Origin of the sequence: Okeania sp. SIO2B3, from assembly GCF_010672525.1 — a bacterium.
In the GTDB taxonomy this organism is placed as follows: domain Bacteria; phylum Cyanobacteriota; class Cyanobacteriia; order Cyanobacteriales; family Microcoleaceae; genus Okeania.
This window is the reverse complement of the sequence record NZ_JAAHGH010000008.1, coordinates 156,163-175,885: the sequence shown is the minus strand read 5'-3', so window position 1 is coordinate 175,885 and position 19,723 is coordinate 156,163. Positions and strand designations below refer to the sequence as shown.

Sequence of the window (19,723 nt, the reverse complement as noted above, 5' to 3'; positions counted from 1 at the left end):
AAAATCATTAGTATAAATAAGTAAAAATTCAGCCGTGAGCCATCAGCTATCAGCTATTAGCTATTCCTTTTGGTAAACGTTCAAAGCTGTATTAATTCAGCCCAGATTAAATCTTACAACAAAAGTTGTCAAGTCTATTTTAATTTCAACCCTGCCCTCAAAAGCAGAATATTATACCAGTTGAAGCAAAGGTTAGAACAGTTCAAGAGTCATTAACTTAGACCAGGTAAGATTTTTCCTTCTGCTTTCTGCCTTCTGCCTTCTGCCTTCTGCTATATTGCTGAATGCGAGCGCATCCCCCAGGGAAGTGCTGACTGCTAATAGCTGTTTGCGTAGCAGTCCGCAGGAAATGCTTACATAACTAAGACTTTTCTCCTAGGTTTCTTCAGTTCTTTTATGAACCACTTACTCCCTTCCAAAAACCACCCCAACCTTTACCAGATTTTTCAGCAGTTTTTTCAGCTTCTTCTGTTGTTTCTTCAGAGCTTTCCAAGTTTTCTAATGCCTCAGAAATATCAAACTCAGAAACTAAATATTCAGCAGATTTTTCTATAGTTGGATAATCCCAAAATAAAGTAGAAGGTAATTCTAATTCTAGTTCATCTTCCAGCTCACCAACTAGAGTTACGGCATCAATTGAGTCTAAACCATAACGAGTTAAAGGTTCGGTAAATTCGATAGTACTTTTATCAACATTCAATTGTTCTGCTAACTTTTCAGCAATCCACTTTTGTAAGATTTCTAAAGGGGAACTTTCTGTTTTTGCTTCAGTATTAAGCGTGCTGGAGTTCTGAACTTGCATTTGTTTTATTCTCCTGTTTTTGAGTTTGTGCTAGTTGAAAAGGAACAATAGAAAATACTTTATTTTCGTTATAAAGTTTGAGCATTTCTTGAGTAACTTTTTCCCAATATAATTGGTCTACTTTTTGTGAATGCCCAAAAGGTTGCAGTAAACGATTTAAACACAGTACCAACCATTCACCACCTGCAAAAAACTCACCCAATATTTCGCGATTATAAATCCACATATGCACACACGCAGCAGCAGCGTGTAAAGCACAGTAATTTTTCGCTATTTCAAATAATTCTGGTGACTGGTTGTGACCAAACTCAAATGCTGAATTAGCAATTTGTTCATCGTGAGCGTTTACTTCCGCAATAACACACTCAGTCAGTGCAGTAATTTGCTCTAAAACTTTAGTGTTTAAATTATCAGTTTTTAAATCTTTTAACTGTTCTAACGCAATTTCTAATCCTTGTAAAGCATCATCAGCACCCCGCCCTGTAATTTCCAGTTTTTCTGGTTCAAAAGTAGGCAGTTGTTTCTCCAAGGAAAAGATGATTTCTAGACGAGATTTAATTCCTTCCATCTTAGCAGAATTACGTCGAGAACGATGTTTTGTTAACTGACGAAACTGTAAAATTAGAGCGTGCAAATTAACAGTTGTACTGCCATCAAATACACTAATAATTGAATTATCTCTCAGCACTTTTTGGAATATTCCCCAGTCATGTTCTTCTCGCATATAAAAGCGAGAACCTAACACTGATGAAATATTATTAATCATTGTTTCTAACTGAACAGTAACAAAATATTTCACCACTGCTGCCCAAACACTAAATTGTCCAGGAATAACATGAAATCCTCTTGCTGCTCCAATAGTTTCACAATCACAAATTAATAGGTCTAAAAAAGCATCTACCAGAATTTTCCTAGGTTGAGGAATGTCAAAAACTGTTTTATTGTAAATGACCCGATTAATAGCAAATTTTAGTGTAGTTCTTAAAGCTGTATCAGCCGCACCATGAGAAAAAGCTGCACATAAAGTTCGAGTAATTTGAAATCCTTTCAGAGCTACTTCTAGACCTGCTCCTTCCCCTTTGATCAACATATCTTCGGGAACAAAGCAATCCTTAAAACCTATGCCACTCATATCAGAAGCTCGAATTCCGTGGGTAAGAATTTTTGGTAAATTGTAGTAATTTGCTGGATCGAGTCGGCTTTTTTCTACCATAAATAAAGACAGACCTCTAGCTCCTCCATCCTCTTGGTCAGTCTTTGCTAATATATAAGATACTCCAGAAATAGTTGCGCGATTTATCGGCCACTTTTCCCCATTAAGTAGATAACCTCCAGGAACCTTTGTTGCGGTCAAATCTCCACCAATTAGGTCAGCACCATGTTCCTTCTCTGAATAACCAAGGCACATTGTCCCGTGTTCATCTTTAATATAAGTTGCTAACTTTTGCTTTTGTTCCTCTGTACCTGCCATCCAGGTAATAAAAGACCAAAACATGGTAGTAAAAGCAATTCCAATTGTTTGGTCGCGTCTACACAAAACTCTAACGAAGGCCACAAACTCTTCAAAAGAAGTAAACTCCCCCCCACAATTAACAGGGATATAGTGATGTTGTAGCTTCCAATTATAGAGCCATTCAATTTCCTGATGTGGAAATTCTTCACTCTCATCAATTTCAATTACTCTCTTAAAAGACATTGTACTGTCTGGATTTTCTGGATCGCCAAGAGCACGCTCTAACTCTTCAGCTACCCAATATTGCTTGAGTTTATCCATGCTAAATCTCCTAAATTTTTTGTATGGGCGAATGCCATTCGCCCCTACGGGCTATTTTTCATTTGGGATGCTAATGACTCAACTTCTTCTTGTAACTTTCGATACTTGGAGGTTAGTTGAGGATTTTCACTCCAGTCAGATATCACGTCTAGGGTTCCGGCCAAAAAATTGGAACGACAAGCACGACGTTGAATCTTGCCACTAGCAGTCTTGAGAATATTTCCTGGTTTAGCCAAAATTACAGCATAAGCTTGTAATTCATGGTCTTCTGAAACAGCTTGGCGGATATCATTGATTACTTTCTCCGTATCCAAATCTTGAGTACGACGCTCTACCTCTTGAACAATAACTAAATGTTCATCACCCCTAACTTCGACTGAAAAAGCAGCACCATAATCTGGACGAAGTGCCGGGTGAACCTGTTGTACTGTCCACTCAATATCTTGGGGATAGTGATTTGTACCTCGGATAATAATTAAATCTTTAATCCTACCTGTAATATACAACTCCCCATCTTTCATAAATCCCAGGTCTCCAGTCCGCAAAAACGGACCTTCTCCACTATCTTTGATGTAAGCTTGAAATGTTTCTTTGGTAGCTTCCTGACGTTCCCAGTAGCCCTGAGCTACACTGGGGTCTGATACCCAAATCTCTCCCACTTCATCAGTAGCACATTTTGCTAAAGTTTCTGGATTAACAATAGCTACCTGAGTTTCACAAACTAAGCGACCACAAGATGGATAAGCTCTTACCCCTGTTGCATCAGGAGACACTTCTACAATTTTATTTTTTTCTACTAGAGCTGTTGCATCTATGGTGCAAAGTACCGGATCTGTGAGTTTAGATTTGGCTGAAACCAATAAAGTATCTTCTGCTAGTCCATAACATGGAGCAAAAGCATTCCAACGAAAACCACAAGCTGAGAAAGTCCCGTAGAAACTCTCCATAACTTTTGGGTTAATAGGTTCCGCCGCATTACCTGCTGCTTCCCAATTACTTAGGTCTAAAGTAGATAGTTGTTTTGGCTTAACTCGTCGAACACAAAGGTCATAAGCAAAGTTAGGTGCTTGAGAGTGGGTCGCCTTGTAATTTGACAGAGCTTGCAGCCATCTCAGGGGTTGCTTCACAAATGAGAATGGGGACATTATGTAGCATGGAGTTCCATTGTATAGGGGTTCCATCATTCCTTCCACTAACCCATAATCGTGGAAGAAAGGCATCCAGGTAATAGTTTTGCTTTCTGGCGTGTACCCACAAGCTCTCTGTAAATAGCTTAAGTGGTGAATCAAGTTTTTGTGGGTCAGCATTACCCCTTTTGGAGTAGAAGTAGAACCAGAGGTATACTGCAAATAAGCCAGTGTATCACCAGTAATACCTGGATCTTTCCATTCCTGAGCTATTTCTAGATCGACAGATTCAGTATCTATCCAGCGCATTGTCTCGAACTCAGGAAATTCATCAGCCACTTCTTCTACAAGGGAAATAATTGTGGCCGTTGTCAGAACTATGGAAGCTTGAGCATCTTGAACTATCGCTCTGAGTCTAGGCAAAGTTCGTTTGAGACGACCTGCTTCTGGAGGAGGTACTGGAATTGCGATAACTCCAGAGTATAGACAGCCACAAAAAGCTGCTATTGCTTCTAGTCCTTGTGGATAGAGTAGTAAACCTCGCTCTCCTTTGACTTCATGTTTTTGTAGCAATGCTGCAATAGCTCGTACTCGATGCTCTAGTGAAGCATAGGTAAAGTTTTCCCCTTCTTTTTTACCGTCAACCAAAAAAGTGTATGCTAGTTTTTCCGGTTGTTCTGCTGATAAAGTCTGAAGTAGGTCTATTAGGGTAGAATATTTCACTGTCTCACTCATTAGAATAGGAGAAGTATTGGCTCATTTTATTTATTCAGATATTATTTAGTTATCTGGATTTGACTTAGGATTTTACTTTAGATTATTTATCCTGAGTCATACACCTATTATAATGTAACTTTAGTCACATTATAGTTGTTTTGCTTGACCCTCAAAGCTTGATAAAGCGCTGCAATAAGTGGGTTTTTAACTATGAGAGGGTAATTTTTTTTACTATACCCTTAGCCAATTTTTTTTATTCTGGCATAAGTTGATTAACGATGGCAACTTTTAGGTTGCTTCTTTATGGAATCTTTAAGTAATTCGGATAGAATTGCATGGAATTTTATCCTAACTTTATATTCTGTACGCCATTTCAGTTATCAGCTATCAGTACCGACCGCTGTTTGCGCAGCATGATCTAGGAAAGCATGAGGCTTGAAATAATGAAGTTTACTTTTTTTATCTCCTTAAAAGGGGAGGCTTGAGACCCTCTTTTTTGGTCAAATTTTAATACTATAAAGTAGTACGGCAAGAGCAAGAATGGTGAAATACTTAACTTAAGCTTCCAAATCAAAAAAATCCAATTGAACTGAAAGCAGGATAGCAAGGTAGAGGAGCCGTTAAGTTTGATGAAGTAAGGAGGAGTCCAAAAATTCAGGGCATTGATAATCACCTGAATGTGGAGAGTGTGAGAGGTTTGGGGACCTACTCCTAACCTCTCCCAGGAGGGGAATGTGGGGAGTGTAGAAAAAAACTACAACCCTTATGGTTGAATTAACTATTTGGGGGTTCGATCTTTGCTATATCCCCCACCAACCTATACCTCCCAAACTCACTCCCCAAAAACGTTTCATCTTTAATAAAACAGCCCTGCCAAAAATGGGAAATTTGATTTTTTGTTATTTCCTTTTCCTTTATACTTGGTCAATCATCTAGATATTTTAGATTGTAGAGAATGAAATCGGCTTTGTTGATAATTTATAATTATTCCTGAGCAAATATTATCTATAATTTGATGAGTTGATTAGTTAAAGTAAAACTTTTTTCCGATGAATCATTACAACAATAATAACTTCCAAAAAAATTCTGAAGTAGACGAAGGATATGTACCAAACTTATTGAACCCTCTATCTAATATTTTAAAATCACTTCAAGGTTTTTATTCCCAATTTTTAAAATGGTTTCAGGAACTTCCTCAATGGGCAAAAATCATAAGTTTAATTATTATTCCTCTATTCATAATCAAGATATTAGAGGCGATTATAAGTTTAGTTTCTTTGTTAATTACTATAGCTGTGTTTGGAGGAGTAATTTATATAGGATATAAATTTTTATTCTTACCTAATTATTCAGAAACAGGTACAGATGAAAGTGAAAAACAGAAATAAATTATGATTATTGCTGTTATTTGTTAATAATAAATGCTCTAAAATATAGATAAATTGAGATATTAATAAATATATAAAAAAAGATTAATACTAGATTTATTGGCAGTATTAATTTGAGTAAAATTTGCTCAATTAGATTAGTTCTAGTATTTGTCTATAGCAGTCCCAAATGATTTGTCAAAAATATCAGGATATATAAAAACTCTGAAACTTTTACCTCTATTCAATGTTCCCAGAGTCGATGTTCTCTAAATTAAAAGATATTTTTTTACAACTGAAATAGGATTGCTATAGTGTTAAAGAAAGTGTGAAAATTAGTTTGACCACAAAACAATAATAGTATATAGTATTTCTGCGATCGGTTTCCAACACTGTATGAATTGATTACAGGTTTTATCTGTTAACAAGATTTTAGACATAACAGACAAGTTTGGAAAGTATGGGAAAATAGATATAGAACCAGTTTAAATGTGATATTAGCTCCTTATATGTTCCTAGTTAGGAAAGTAAAAAAAAGGGTAAAAACAGGTAGCCTTAACAGTAATACCATACTTACGGTGCACAATAATTAGTCTAAAAGTTGAGAATAATAGAGTAAGCACATCAATATGACAAGCCCAACTTTTGGTTCAGATATCTCAGATATCAATAATAGTAATAACCCAGAGGCATCGTGGCAGCCAAAATCCAAGCAATTACCTATCTGGGTCCGTAGATGTGGTGCTTGGACTACAGAAGTATCCCTGGTTGTGCTTAGTGGAATAATTCCATTTGGCCTTGGTCAATTGGCTAATAATATAGGCAACAAATCTGTTCCTCTTAACCCAGTAGTAGCAACAACCACAGAAGTAATTGCCAATACTTTAGGAATTCCTTTACGAAACCGTTATCAGAAAGTAACGCCTCTGGCTAATTTATTTTGGTCTGGAGCATTATTGGCTCCTGTCACAATTGTAGGTTGGCAGTTATTTTTGTTAGCTAGAACAGGTCAAACATTGCCTAAGCGTTGGTTTGAAATCAGAGTTGTGACAGCTTTAGGAACTTCTCCAGGCTGGAGAAAAACCCTTGTCCGTGAAGGCTTTGGGAAGTGGGGACTACCTATGGGAACTGCCTACTTGGTTTGGTATCTAACTGGGGCATTTCCTTCTTTGGTAATTCTTTTAGCATTGTCGGGATTAGCATTACTAGGTGATATTTATTTTTTTCGTTTCAATAAGCTACGTCGCACAGGACACGATCAATTAGGAAACACTTTTGTTGTAGATGCCCGTTCTGGCCAATTAGATTCTAATCCTTTTAATTTTATCGATCCTCAGACACAAGCTTCTACAGCAGCAATTGTTACTACTCACAAAAAATCAGAAGGTTTTCATCTTTGGCCTTGGATGCGAAAAAATCCAGGTATGACTTTACTGATGATAACTGCTTTAGGTATGGTCTCGGTTTTGGGGACAATTTTTGGCACTCATGTTTATATTCAAAATCAAGCAAATTGGCGAGAGTTTAAACAACAAGATAATGATATGTTTCTGGCTCTTGTGAATAAGTTGTCTCTGACTTCTACTAAACCTCAGCAACGACGAGTGGCAGTTTTAGCTTTGGGTTCTACTAAAGATCCTCGTGCCATACCATTGTTAGTAGATTTGTTGGGGCAAGAAAATGAACCAAGTATACTTGATGGGATTCAACAATCTTTAGTTAGTGCTGGACCAACGGTAATACCGGAACTACGTCACTTAAATCAAGCCCTCAAAAATGATCTAGATTCTCTAAGTTATGGAGGCAACTCTCAAGAACAGCTTTTGGTATCTCTGCGACTACGAGCTGCTCAAAAGGCGATCGCTAAAGTTCTCAAAGTTTATAGTGGGTCGGTTAAAGAGGCTGACTTAAGTGGAGTTGATTTAGGTCAGATAACTTCTGGCCCGGCTAGCTTTACCTTGATATTAGAAAATACTGATTTGTCTGGAGTGAAATTTAGAGGCGCTATTCTTAATCAGGCTAGTTTTAAGAATAGTCGCTTTTATGGACCAGGAAAAGATAATCGCTTAGGAACTTTTGACGATTTAATTGCTGATTTGAGTGGAGCAAATCTGATAGAAACCAATTTAACGGGAGCGGTATTTGGCCCAGTAGTGATGAAGCGTGCAGATTTATTTAGGGCAATTCTAAATAAAGCAAAAATGCCTGATTCGATTCTGACGGAGGCCAACTTAAGCAGTGCCAAGTTAATTGAAACTGATTTACAGCGAGCAAATTTAACAGCAGCAAGTTTGACTGGTGCAGATTTAGGAAGTGCTAATTTATCAGAAGCTAATTTACGCAGAGCTAATTTAAGTAAAGTTAAGGCTGAAGGAGCTAACTTTCAATCATCTAATTTAATGGAGTCTAATTGGCAAGGAGCAAATTTATCAGGGGCAAATTTCAGTAAAACTAATTTGAGAAAAGCAGATTTGAGTTTAGCCCAACTTACTAATGTTAATTTTCGGAATGCTCAACTACAGAATGCTAATTTACGAAATGCAGATTTGAGTTTAGCAGATTTACGAGGAGCAAATTTGAGTGGAACTGATTTAAAAGGAGCGAAATTAGTAACTCCAAAACCGGCTCAATTAGATCAATTTTTGGCTAGTCCACTTGATACATTCAAATCCGATCATTTAAGGGGAGTTAATTTTAATTTTGCCAAAAACCTAGAACCTAATCAAATTAATTACATCTGTAAACAGGGGGGAATTCACGAGCAATGTACGAATAATTAGGGTTTGTGGGAGATAGGAGACAGGAGATAAGAGACAGGAGACAGGAGACAGGAGAAAACCCACCCCTCGCCCCTCCCAGGAGGGGAGGGGAAGACAGGAGAAATGGGAATGACCGAGGAGGTAGGAGTAACAATTGTCAATTTGGGATTTTTCTGCCCAACTATGAGCCTAAAATACTAGGGCGTGTCATCATTTAAATCCCAGACCCCTGTCACGGATAGGTTTTGAGCGGTTGTGACTGCCGAGTCACTCACGGCATGAAATTCAGTCATAGCATGGCACCTAGAGCTAATTGATGACACGCCCTAACTTTTTGAGCATCAATAGCTGAAAAATTTGCACTGCAATTCGACCCCAAAAAGGCACTTTTCTTTATATGTCAATGCTTTTAGATTTAATCAGCAGAGCAATAATTAAATTAAAGTAGTGGCTTTCTTGATTGAGCAGTTAAGAATGTTAAAAAAAAATGAGAAACCCTAATTATTTTCAGGGCTTCTCATTAACTAAACTAATTAGATATTTCAGAAATTAGACTGCTACTGCTTTTTTAGTAGTCGCAGCTAATTCTCCACTAGCATATTTAGCAGCAAACTCATCCAAAGTCTGAACCTTAATTTTGCTAGCATTACCAGCAGTGCCAAATTGTTGATAGCGATCGGCACAAACCTGTTTCATGTACTTGATAGAAGGCTTCATAAAGTGACGAGGGTCAAAGTTAGAAGGATCTTTAGCCGCAGCTTCACGAATAGCAGCGGTAATGGCCAAACGGTTATCCGTATCGATGTTTACCTTACGAACACCACTCTTAATTCCTTTTTGAATTTCTTCTACTGGTACACCATAAGTTTCTGGAATTGAACCACCATATTTGTTGATCATTTCCAACAAGTCTTGAGGGACAGAAGAAGAACCATGCATAACCAAGTGAGTATTGGGTAGGCGACGGTGAATTTCTTCAATACGGCTAATGGCTAGAATTTCTCCTGTAGGCTTACGGGTAAACTTGTAAGCACCATGGCTAGTACCAATAGCAACTGCTAGAGCATCTACTTGGGTACGTTCTACAAATTCTACTGCTTCATCTGGGTCTGTCAAAAGTTGTTCGCGAGAAAGGACGCCTTCTGCACCATGACCATCTTCTTTATCGCCCATACCAGTTTCTAGAGAACCTAAACAACCTAGTTCTCCTTCTACACTTACACCAATGGAGTGAGCAACTTTAACTACTTCAGCAGTAACATTAACGTTATAGTCGAAGCTAGCAGGAGTCTTAGCATCTGCCTCTAGAGAACCGTCCATCATCACGCTAGTGAAACCATGGCGCATAGCGGAATAGCAAGTAGAGGGTGCATTACCATGGTCTTGGTGCATGGCGATGGGAATATGAGGATATGTCTCTACGGCGGCTATAATTAAGTGACGTAGAAAAATTTCACCCGCATATTTACGCGCTCCACGAGAAGCTTGAAGAATTACAGGACTGTTTGTTTCATCAGCCGCCTGCATAATGGACTGAATTTGCTCCATGTTGTTGACATTATATGCAGGAATTCCATAACCGTTTTCTGCTGCGTGGTCTAATAATAACCGCATTGGTACGATAGCCATACCTTGTCCTCCTATATTTTTTGTTATTAGCCGATCGGTAAATTTGATTTACTTAAGCTTAAATCTTACGACAATATTAAGACATATTGAAGATTATGTCTATCTATTAGTTCATAAAAATATAGTCACATAAGATATATCCTTCGGAGCGCAGGTGTTACCCTGACGCTCGTGTTAGCGTAGCTCCTCCGTTTGCGCAGCATGACCTAGGAAAGGAGGCACTACAACAACCTCGCTTCCTATAGTCAAAGACATAAGAGAGCTGCTTTTTCTTTTCCTCTTTTTCGATTATCTCCCTGATTCAATTTCTACTTGGTCATAATACAGAGGCTTGGACGTAGGTTCTTATGTATCTAGAGGTAGCGTGTCAGTCGGTGGAATTTCACCCTATTGAAATCAGATCGTTGACTCTTGAGGCTATTTGATTTTCTATTATCACAGACATTGTTAAATTATCGAAGGTCGTCGCCCAAATTTATGGAGACAAAAAACTATATTTAACTACATATGACTATATTTATGTACAACGTTTATCTCAACGTTGGTTGAAGGCCCGCGCTCTCTGCTCAGGGGAGCGTCGGGATGTTTGCGTAGCATGACCCAGGAAAAACCAATTTGACAATTACGAGCTAGGAGCGTGTTAATTACTCTTATCTTTACTTCTACCACACTCTCCTACCTCCCTATTCCCTTACTCCCTTTTCCTGTATTGCCTCTACTCCAGTTCCTACTCGTAGCTCAAAAATTTTTACCCAGGCTAATATTCCAAATGGCTTATATATTATATTGAAGTTAACATCCTTCCGACGCTGCTCTCACGAGACAGCGCGGGATTCCTAAACCTCGCGGTTGCTGGACTTTCTGCTTCGCTCCGCACCTGCCTCCAAGGCCAAACCTCTTTCTGGTCTAAAGGCGCGCTCCACAGACAAGTCAGCGCGGTCTTGGGGGTTTCCCCCATGAGCGACTGGCGCTGACATTGCTAGCCCAGCAGCCTTCTTTAAGACTAAGACACTATTGGCATGCGCTGCAAAATTGATTGGTTTTCCCATGCGACGCTCCCCTTCAGGAGAGAGCGGGTCTTCAACCAACGTTGAGATCAAAAGCTTATAGAGCAGTGGTTAAGCTCTAAATTAATCATTTTTAAGTTTTTAATTAATGGGTCGCCCGGGATTCGAACCCGGAACAAATCGGTTAAAAGCCGAGTACTCTACCGTTGAGCTAGCGACCCTTCCTAGTTATTTCTTATTCCACACTTATACTAAATATAGCATAGTCATAATTAATATTGCAATAGCTTTCAGAAAAAAAATTTTAAATATCGTGAAAACTTGATGGACAATTTAGTTCTGTCTCTATATAGCTAAGGGACAAATCAACACTAAACTAAATATGTAAGGATAACGATATTGATTAGTCAATCCTTCTCATAGATATACATATAATATGCAAGTATCACAAAAATAGTGCAGTGAGTCTAACTATCATTTCACAGGAAGATCCAGGCTCTAAATCAATCAAGCGATAACCCGTATTTAGAGAATTTGGAGGAGCTGTCCATGGTTCTAAACAATAAAATTCTTGATTTTTAACTGTCCAGAAAGCCATAGTAGAATAAGGAGATGTATAACTCAGAATAATCTTTAGACCACGACTTTGATCGTAAACGGTAGTGGCCAAGCCTGTTAATTTTTCAAATAGTGCATTCACTTCACCTTGATTAAGGTCAAATTTACCATTATTATCGTGGACCGTTCCTGTTTTTGTTTCAACATATTGCATTGAAGGAATATCAAAGCGAAGCTGATGCTTATTTGGAGCAAAAAAATAAGGATGTAGCCCTGTCGAAAATTGCATCCTTTCTGTATTGCTCAAATTAGTGTAAACTTGGAATATTTCTAGAGAATTACCTTTTACTCGATAAGTAAAAGTTAACTTAAAATCGAAGGGATAAACAGTTTTTGTTAATCTATTACTGGTTAAAACTAGAGTTATTGAAGCCCGGTCTTTAGTTGACTTTTCTATGACTTCCCAAGGTAGTTCTCGTGCAAATCCATTTTTTTTGAGAAAGTAATTATTACCATTATATTTATATATATTATTCGGCAAGTTGCCACAAATGGGAAACAGGATAGGTATACCACCTCTTACTATTAATTCTTGATTTTCCAGCCTTTTGGAATCAAAGTAAAGTAGCTCCTGATTATTAATACACCAACTTGTAATTATTCCTCCTCTCTCTGGAATGACATTTATACTAGAATTAAATCCTAAATCAGAGAGAGTATAAGTCTTGTATTGTTTTTGTTGAAGTGCGATGGCAAACACAGTTTTTAATTCAGGAATTGATTATTTAATATTGGGCATTGGGTGATGATAACTAGAAATAAAAATCAACTTTTTTGGTGATTTGCCCAATAATTATTTAGACCTCTAGTTTTTATATGATTACAGTATAGTAATTTCCGAAAAACCATCAATTTTTTTTAGATAGTATGTTCATTTTGCACTTTGTTCTACGTCATTCGATACCTCATATTTTCAGAATAATTGAGCAGGAATAATTGAATAGAAAAAATATAGTATATAGCCATAGTTATTATAGTTATTAATGTTTGTATGATTTTAATTAAATTCTTAAACGTGGTAATTCAATAAAAGGTTCTTTGATAAAAGGTTCTTTGATAAAAGACTCTCTTTCTTCTTTAGCAGTTGCTTCAGGATTCAATATTGGTGGTAGAGAAAAGCTATTCTGACGATCTACACCAGCTTCTCCTCCAGACAAATTCTGAGGATCATCTGTGGAATTTTGCTCATTTTCTGTCGTTTCAGGTGGCAACTCAGGTAAAGTTGGTGTTGATAAAATATTAGAGTTTGATCTACTTGGATTAGAATTACTACCAGCAAACTTTACAGAAGAATTGATCGTATCTATCTTGAGAGGGGTTCTCATGGGTTGATGAAAAACACTAGAAATTTGAGCAATGTGACTGAGAATTTCCTCTCCTTTTTTACCTGTAACAACCTGAGGTTGGAATTTGCTAACCACTATCGGCAAAAACTCAATCTTCATTTTGCCTGGTTTTAAAGAGACTTTCAAGATTGCTGTCTCATAGTCATTCTCTTTGTTAGAAGTATCTCCAGAAATCAAATTACCCAAAGAATATATAATAGGTTGCCCCTTATAAATTTCTGCCCCCTGCAATACCTTGGGGTGATGTCCTACCACTAAGTCAGCACCTTGATCTATTGTTGACCTAGCTATATCCATCTGCCAGTCTCCAGGATATTCTGATAATTTTACTCCCCAGTGATAGTTAACAATAATCCAGTCTACCTGCTTTCTCAGAATTTGAATATCTGTAGCTATCTGGTCTTTATTGCGACTGTTAACTCCTACTATTCCAGTATTTGGTTGAATATCTGTATCATCATAGCTCAGGTAGGCAATCTTTTGGCCTTTAACCTCAATAATCTTTGGTTTTCTAGCCTCATCTTTTGTTTTGCCCGCTCCTACAGAGTGAATATTTGCCTGCTCTAGAATATCTATTGTTTCAACTAAGCTTTTTTGGTCATTAGTCATATTTTGATCGTTGGCCAAATTGACTATATCCACTCCTCCAGAAGTTAAGACATTGACATAGTTAGAATCTACTGCTAGTTTATTATCACTGTTTGTACTGCTGATAGTAGAACGAGTCAGAGGATTTTCAAGATTCACCATTGCCAGATCGGCTTTTCTATACTCATCCATTTTGGCAAAAGGTAACTTATAATCCCCTTTTACTACATCAGAAACTGGATGAGATAAATTTACATCTCCACCAAACATTACAGTAACTGTAGGGTCGTTTGGGTTTGTGACCCTTATATCATTAATCACTCGTACTTTTCCAGCAGCAGTTTCCACCGATGAAATTGAATTTCGCACCAACACTTCATAATAACTTATCCAACAACCCAATATAAAGGTAGCCACCACTGAACCTATTAATATTAACGAGCGGAATATTTGAAATTTTAAATTATTACTTTTGGTGGGAATATTAGATTGATTATTTAATGTTCTTTTTGGTTTGATTCTAACAGATTGTTTCCAGAGGATATTGGGTGAACCACGAAAACGTCCTATAATGTTTACTCTTTCTAGCAAAGGAGAATTTAGTTGATAAAGTTGGTGACAAATAAACTTGATTAATCTATCTGTTGGAGGTTCTTGCTGAAACTCTACTAAAACTTGTAAATATCCAGTGGTTTCTTTAGCTAAACTAGCTGATATCCCTTGAGGTTTTAATTCTTTATTTATCCAGGAACTAATCGCCTTAAAATCACCGGAACGTGCTAATTCCAAAAGAGATGGTGGAGTTAAAGTAGGTGTGTAAGTCATATCTTAACCTAATAGTTAAAGCTTTCAGGTAGTAGGTACAGAAGTTTGAATAAATCAACAATACTATAATATTGTCTAAACAAGTATGTCATGCTGACTCCGATCATAAGTTTTGTCTAAGTCTTTATAAGTAAAATTGACATACGTTACACAACAATTTCAATATGTATGACAAAAATTATCTGTAGTTTAGTATGGAAATAAAAAAATATTTAAAGAATTAAATCAGGAAGATACTTAAAGATATAAATAATATAAATATATATAGCTTAAATTTATAAATTTAAGCTTTGATGATTGGGGAATTATGCCTGATGAAATTTTAAGTTTTATAGTAGCCCATGAATTTTAAGTTGATCTATTTAAGATATGAATAAATTAGGAATTAGCGCTCGTATGGACAATGATGACCATAAGTAACGCAAATATTTCGATGTTGTCCTCGTATTGTAAAGTATGACTACTAAAAAAAATTCAAAAATTATCTAAAGTTAATTGAGTTAATCAGCTAAAAGCTTTAATAATACTAAAATAGAAGTGGATAGTTTTACTTTAAATTATCAATTACTGTTGTATAGTAGAATTAAAAATAATGAAAATCAAGTATAACAATATAGTAAATATTCTTAATATTGTAGATAAAGGCAACAAATTGTTCTAAAAACTTAGATTTAAGCTACAATATATCTAGGAGTGAATGTTTAATGTAGTATTACAAACTAACAGCACTTCCTATTACCTTTTAATGTTGCAAGTTAAAAAATTAATTTCTCCTCTAATAATTCCTGGGTGGGAGTTATGTGTTGATGGTAGTGATGCTAGTCATAGAACTTAATATAGTTTTGAGTGTCCACTAAACTTAACAAGTCTAGAGAAAAAATTTGTCTTTGTCAACATTTTCAGTAAATAATCTTCTGTAAGTATATTCGAGCAAACTTATTGACTGGGAGTATAGAAAGCCAATGCTACAACGCAAGATATATCAACTTTGTTGTGATGGTCGTGAAGTCTGTATTTTTTTGCGAGATCAGCAGCGTTGGATTGAAAAAGCAAAGATATTAGATATAGAGGGAGATTTAGTAACTATACGCTATGAAACAGATGAAGATGATGAAATCTGTTCCTGGGAAGAAATGGTACGTTTAGAAAGTATAGGGGCGATTACCCAAAAATTAGCATCTGTCCCAAGGAATAATATTGACCCTCTAGTATCTGAAGATTGTCCAGAAGCTGAACGAATTCGCGATCGCAAACCAGAATCAAATCAGCAAGAATAATATTTAAGATATGATATTAATATAATATGTCTTTAACTGGTTTATTATGGTCAAATACAAAACCATATCTTAAACAGGTTTTTTCATGTAATGAAGCTTGATGAATTAATCATTTCATTCTATTTCTTCAGTAGAAGGAAAATGAAGGGACTTAAACATAGGACAGTACCCATCAAATGTTACCCTAAATCCATATAGAGCTGAAGTAGGATTTGAGCAACGTTGTCCTCGATAATATAAACAATTACCGCAACAATCTAACTCAGGAGAAATAAAGCGATCGCCAGTCTGATAAAGAAGTTGTCGTTGAGAAATTCCTCTCATAACTAGCTCTTCTCCTTGCCAACGAACTTCCACAATACCTGTATCCGCAAAAATTGGCCAACGACTATCATTTGTAATGCTCTGAGGTAAAGAAACTATTACCTCTGTGTCCAACTCAGTTAATTCTCCCTCATAATTAGTTTCAGTTAATGTAGGTACTATAAATGTATCACCAATTGGTAACTCTACCAAAACACCATTACCTGGAGAGTGGAGTTGATAACGGTTGTGTAACTCTTCGAGATTAGTAAGGTCAGCTAAATAACTAGGACTGCCATGAACAAAAACTATATGTTGAGGACGTAGGTTGTGAATTAACTGTGTGGTTCCCAGTCCATCGCAATGATCGGTCAGAAGATATGTTTCAGTATGAACAAAATTCAACTCTTGTGAAATTTTTCCTGGTGTTTCAGGTATTAATACAACAAAAGAATTATCTTGATTCATAACATATTGACTTAAATCTGTATCCTGAGCAGCAATGAGAATATAAGGCTTTTCTCCAGAAGGAATTTTTCCTGGCAACTGCCTCAGCACACGCGGTCTTACCTTTTCGTCCCAAAATAAAGGTTGATGTTGAGCAAAATTTTTAACTGCTGGAGGAAATTCGGATAATAGTTGCAAATAAAGGTCACAAACTTGGGCAACTTGTTCCTCTACCCAAATGTCCAGATCGCGACCTGTGAAATAATGATGGCTGCGCAGGAGCATTAATAATTCTTGTGCTAATCCTAAAGCAGGAGTGGGCAAAATAACCGATTTTCCAGAAGTAATAGCTTGATATATTCTTTCTGCAAGATGATTTTCTAACTGTCGGCGATGTGGATAACGAGCTGTACCATAACTACCCTCAATTATTAACACATCTGGTTTTAGTCCTCGTAAATCTCCTAGAGGCAAACCTTCGACTAAACGACTATTGGATAAAAATAAATCTCCTGTGTATAAAAGCTTATAGGTTCGATTATCTTCAGCTATATAAGTTAGAAGAAAAGCTGTTGCTCCAGGTAAATGACCAGCAGGAAAAAGCTCTACAGTTAGACCACTACAAAGTTCTATTGGTGAGTGCCAAGGTAAAGGTTGACAGAAGTCAGGGATTTCAGAAACAGCAAATTTTGACCAATTGAGGGGCAAAAGTTTAGTTGTTGCTTCACTAGCATATATTGGTAACTGTGGAAAAGCTTGATGAAGTGCAAGTAGTCCTTGAGCATGGTCTGAATGTGCGTGAGTACATAGGACAATATCTGCTGGGACCAGTTGTTTATTTTCATTAGTCAATAATGAAATATCTGTAATACCACAATCTAATAAAATCCGGTGTGGACCTATCCTAGCCAGCAGACATATTCCATCATCTCCATGACCTACACTGTAAGCTAAACATTGTAACATACTCCCACACTAAGCTAGCACTATAGTGCGGGCTTCTCGTTTCGTAGCCCTGCCATTGCATCGGGATCCACGAGCTTTAAGGACGGAATGCCCTACCGTCCTATTTTTGATATTTATCGCTGCATTTCCTAGGTCATGCTGCGCAAAGTCGCGGTCTATTACAGTACCGCAATGCCGACAAGAATGAGTTCGTATGTTTAATTCTTTGGGGACTTTTTCACCACAATTTGAGCAATCTTGGCTGGTATTTTTGTGGTTTACTGCTATAGTTTTCTGTCCAGCATTTCCGGCTTTGACAGTTAAAATAGACAGGAATTGACTCCATCCAGCATCGTTCATTGATTTACTCAAACGAGTCTTTGCTAACCCTTTTATGTTTAAGTTTTCTTGGGCAATAACATCCGCTTTTGATAACAATTTATTGGCTGTTTTTAAATGAAAATCTTTACGTTTATCGGCAACTTTTTTATGTCGTTTTGCTACAGCTAGAATAGCTTTTAACCACCTTTTGCTACCTTTTTTCTTTCGATATAAACGTTTTTGTCGAGTCTTTAATCGTTGCTGAGATTTTCGATAGTATTGAGGTATGGGGACAGATTCTCCTTCACTTTTTACTAAGAATTCCTTCTCTCCCATATCAATTCCCAGAGTGTTTTTTAATGTAGGTTCCACTTCAGTTGTTAAATCTGGAACTGATTTGTCTTCTAGGGATAAAGTCACATAATAACCATCAGCTTTACGACTAATCGTCACTGTTTTTATTATAAACCCTTCTGGTATTGGACGATGCTGAATTAACTTTACCTTTCCAATTTTGGGCAAATTAATTTGATTTTCTTCAATACAGTTTTGTTTGATTTGAGGATAAGTAAAACTGCGATAACGCTCTTTTCCCTTAAACCTTGGTTTCCCTAATTTATGTCCATTTTTGTCGACCTTAAACCATCTATCAAAGGCAAGTTTTACCCGTTTTATGCAATCCTGTAAAACTTGAGAATGAATTAGCTTGTACCCAGAAAACTTGTCTTTGGTATTGACCAAATTTCGTTTTTGAGAGTAATAGTTTGGATTTTCTCTTAGTTGAGGAATGGGCATGACTAAGGGGCAAGCGTTAATTGGACAACGGTTTTCTGACCACCACGAGAACCGCTCGCCTAACCGATAGTTGTACTGCCGACGCAACAATTCTAACCACATTTCTATGGTGGCTATTTGTTCTTTGTTCGGCCTTAATTTATATTGGTAAGCAGTGCGCATGGTGGAAATTTTCCGGGGTTGATAGAAACATAATGATACAAGTTTTTCAACTTTTTGATAATTTCAAAAAATTTCTACAATAATCTATATTTTTCACAAGTTTTTTAAATATTGCATCGCCAAAAATGTGACATACTCCCACACTATAGTGTCAGCTTAGTGTAGGCTTCTCGTTTCGCAGTCCTGCCACTGCATCGGACAAGCGCGTGCTTTAAGGACGGGATGCCCCGCCGCCCTATTTTTTATATTTATTGCCACATTCAAGTCGCGGTCTATGATGATACCGCAGCGTAGGCAAGAATGAGTTCTTTGAGATAATTCTTTCGGAACTTTTTCACCGCAATTCGAGCAATCTTGGCTGGTATTTTGAGGATTCACTGCTATGGTTTTCACCTCCAGCATTTGCCTCCTGCGGAGGAGCTGCGCTAACAGCTTTGACAGTCAAAATAGTTAGAAATTGTCCCCCAAATCACATCATTAATTGATTTACTCAAACGGGTCAATGCTTGCCCTTTAATGTTTAAGTTTGCCTCCGGCACGCCGCTCCGCGTCTACGTGGGCAATAACTTCAGCAAAAATTAGTTCGAGCATTGTTATGATAACATCAACTTTTGAGTCTTGAGCAAAAAGCAATATTTGTAAATTAATGGGGTTCAATGCCCCATTAATTTACCGCCGATTTATATCGCGCCAAATCAGAGATTATGGCGCGAGACTTCTCGACGATTTAGCTAATACTTAAAAAGTTTTGATCTATTTTTTTTTTCTGAACAATTTTTTTTCATGTTACAGCATTTTTGAGGAAGTATGAAGTACAGTGATAAGACTATATTATTTCTGTATTTCCTGTTCCCTGTTCCCTAGATAAACTTTGTACCTCATTAACTCGATAACTTCTGTAATTGCTAGCTTAA

General features: G+C 37.0%; 14 protein-coding genes and 1 tRNA gene. 4 read left to right on the top strand and 11 right to left on the bottom strand.

Translation table 11 applies throughout. The features are described from left to right. Positions 1-394: 394 nt before the first annotated feature. Genes F6K15_RS10055 through F6K15_RS10045 form a run of 3 tightly spaced genes read right to left on the bottom strand, consistent with a single transcriptional unit; the run spans position 395 to position 4,438 of the window. Entirely contained in the window at positions 395-802 is a 408-nt protein-coding gene (locus F6K15_RS10055) for an acyl carrier protein (protein WP_293060367.1), read from the bottom strand. Beyond that, positions 774-2,576: an acyl-CoA dehydrogenase gene (locus F6K15_RS10050; protein WP_293060366.1), complete on the bottom strand. Its 1,803-nt coding sequence runs from the start codon at positions 2,574-2,576 to the stop codon at positions 774-776. Before F6K15_RS10050 ends, F6K15_RS10055 begins: the two co-directional genes overlap by 29 nt. Before the next feature lie 44 nt (positions 2,577-2,620). After that, positions 2,621-4,438 carry a fatty acyl-AMP ligase gene (locus F6K15_RS10045; protein WP_293060365.1) on the bottom strand — a complete coding sequence of 606 codons (1,818 nt, stop codon included), beginning with the start codon at positions 4,436-4,438 and terminating at the stop codon, positions 2,621-2,623. A 1,031-nt stretch (positions 4,439-5,469) separates the two neighbouring features. Here F6K15_RS10045 and F6K15_RS10040 point away from each other — a divergent pair. Then, positions 5,470-5,808 (top strand): hypothetical protein, encoded by a 339-nt coding sequence (locus F6K15_RS10040; RefSeq protein ID WP_293060364.1) that lies wholly within the window; start codon positions 5,470-5,472, stop codon positions 5,806-5,808. Positions 5,809-6,416: 608 nt separating this feature from the next. After that, the gene (locus F6K15_RS10035) at positions 6,417-8,567 is read left to right on the top strand and encodes a pentapeptide repeat-containing protein (RefSeq protein ID WP_293060363.1); all 2,151 of its coding nucleotides are present in this window, start codon (positions 6,417-6,419) and stop codon (positions 8,565-8,567) included. Positions 8,568-9,095: 528 nt separating this feature from the next. Here F6K15_RS10035 and fba read toward each other — a convergent pair. The 5 genes from fba to F6K15_RS10010 all read right to left on the bottom strand — a co-directional run bounded on the left by fba (position 9,096) and on the right by F6K15_RS10010 (position 14,559). Beyond that, on the bottom strand, positions 9,096-10,175 hold the full coding sequence (gene fba, locus F6K15_RS10030) for a class II fructose-bisphosphate aldolase (RefSeq protein WP_293060362.1): 1,080 nt from the start codon (positions 10,173-10,175) through the stop codon (positions 9,096-9,098). 836 nt (positions 10,176-11,011) lie between these two features. Beyond that, entirely contained in the window at positions 11,012-11,224 is a 213-nt protein-coding gene (locus F6K15_RS10025) for a hypothetical protein (protein ID WP_293060361.1), read from the bottom strand. Between the two features lie 107 nt (positions 11,225-11,331). After that, positions 11,332-11,403: transfer RNA gene (locus tag F6K15_RS10020), tRNA-Lys, on the bottom strand. A 224-nt stretch (positions 11,404-11,627) separates the two neighbouring features. Next, entirely contained in the window at positions 11,628-12,500 is an 873-nt protein-coding gene (locus tag F6K15_RS10015) for an aldose epimerase (RefSeq protein WP_293060360.1), read from the bottom strand. A 301-nt stretch (positions 12,501-12,801) separates the two neighbouring features. Then, complete coding sequence (locus tag F6K15_RS10010) at positions 12,802-14,559, bottom strand: CapA family protein (RefSeq protein WP_293060359.1); 1,758 nt, start codon at positions 14,557-14,559, stop codon at positions 12,802-12,804. A gap of 697 nt (positions 14,560-15,256) precedes the next feature. Here F6K15_RS10010 and F6K15_RS10005 point away from each other — a divergent pair. Both F6K15_RS10005 and F6K15_RS10000 read left to right on the top strand, forming a co-directional pair. Then, on the top strand, positions 15,257-15,394 hold the full coding sequence (locus F6K15_RS10005) for a hypothetical protein (RefSeq protein ID WP_293060358.1): 138 nt from the start codon (positions 15,257-15,259) through the stop codon (positions 15,392-15,394). A 127-nt stretch (positions 15,395-15,521) separates the two neighbouring features. Beyond that, positions 15,522-15,836 carry a DUF6679 family protein gene (locus F6K15_RS10000; RefSeq protein ID WP_293060357.1) on the top strand — a complete coding sequence of 105 codons (315 nt, stop codon included), beginning with the start codon at positions 15,522-15,524 and terminating at the stop codon, positions 15,834-15,836. A 114-nt stretch (positions 15,837-15,950) separates the two neighbouring features. Here the strand turns inward: F6K15_RS10000 and F6K15_RS09995 are convergent, their stop codons facing one another. The 3 genes from F6K15_RS09995 to F6K15_RS09985 form a co-directional block, all read right to left on the bottom strand. Then, positions 15,951-17,552: an MBL fold metallo-hydrolase gene (locus tag F6K15_RS09995; protein WP_293060356.1), complete on the bottom strand. Its 1,602-nt coding sequence runs from the start codon at positions 17,550-17,552 to the stop codon at positions 15,951-15,953. A gap of 9 nt (positions 17,553-17,561) precedes the next feature. After that, positions 17,562-18,809, bottom strand: a complete 1,248-nt coding sequence (locus F6K15_RS09990; RefSeq protein WP_293060355.1) for a transposase — start codon at positions 18,807-18,809, stop codon at positions 17,562-17,564. 156 nt (positions 18,810-18,965) lie between these two features. Beyond that, entirely contained in the window at positions 18,966-19,211 is a 246-nt protein-coding gene (locus tag F6K15_RS09985) for a zinc ribbon domain-containing protein (protein ID WP_293060354.1), read from the bottom strand. Positions 19,212-19,723: the final 512 nt, after the last annotated feature.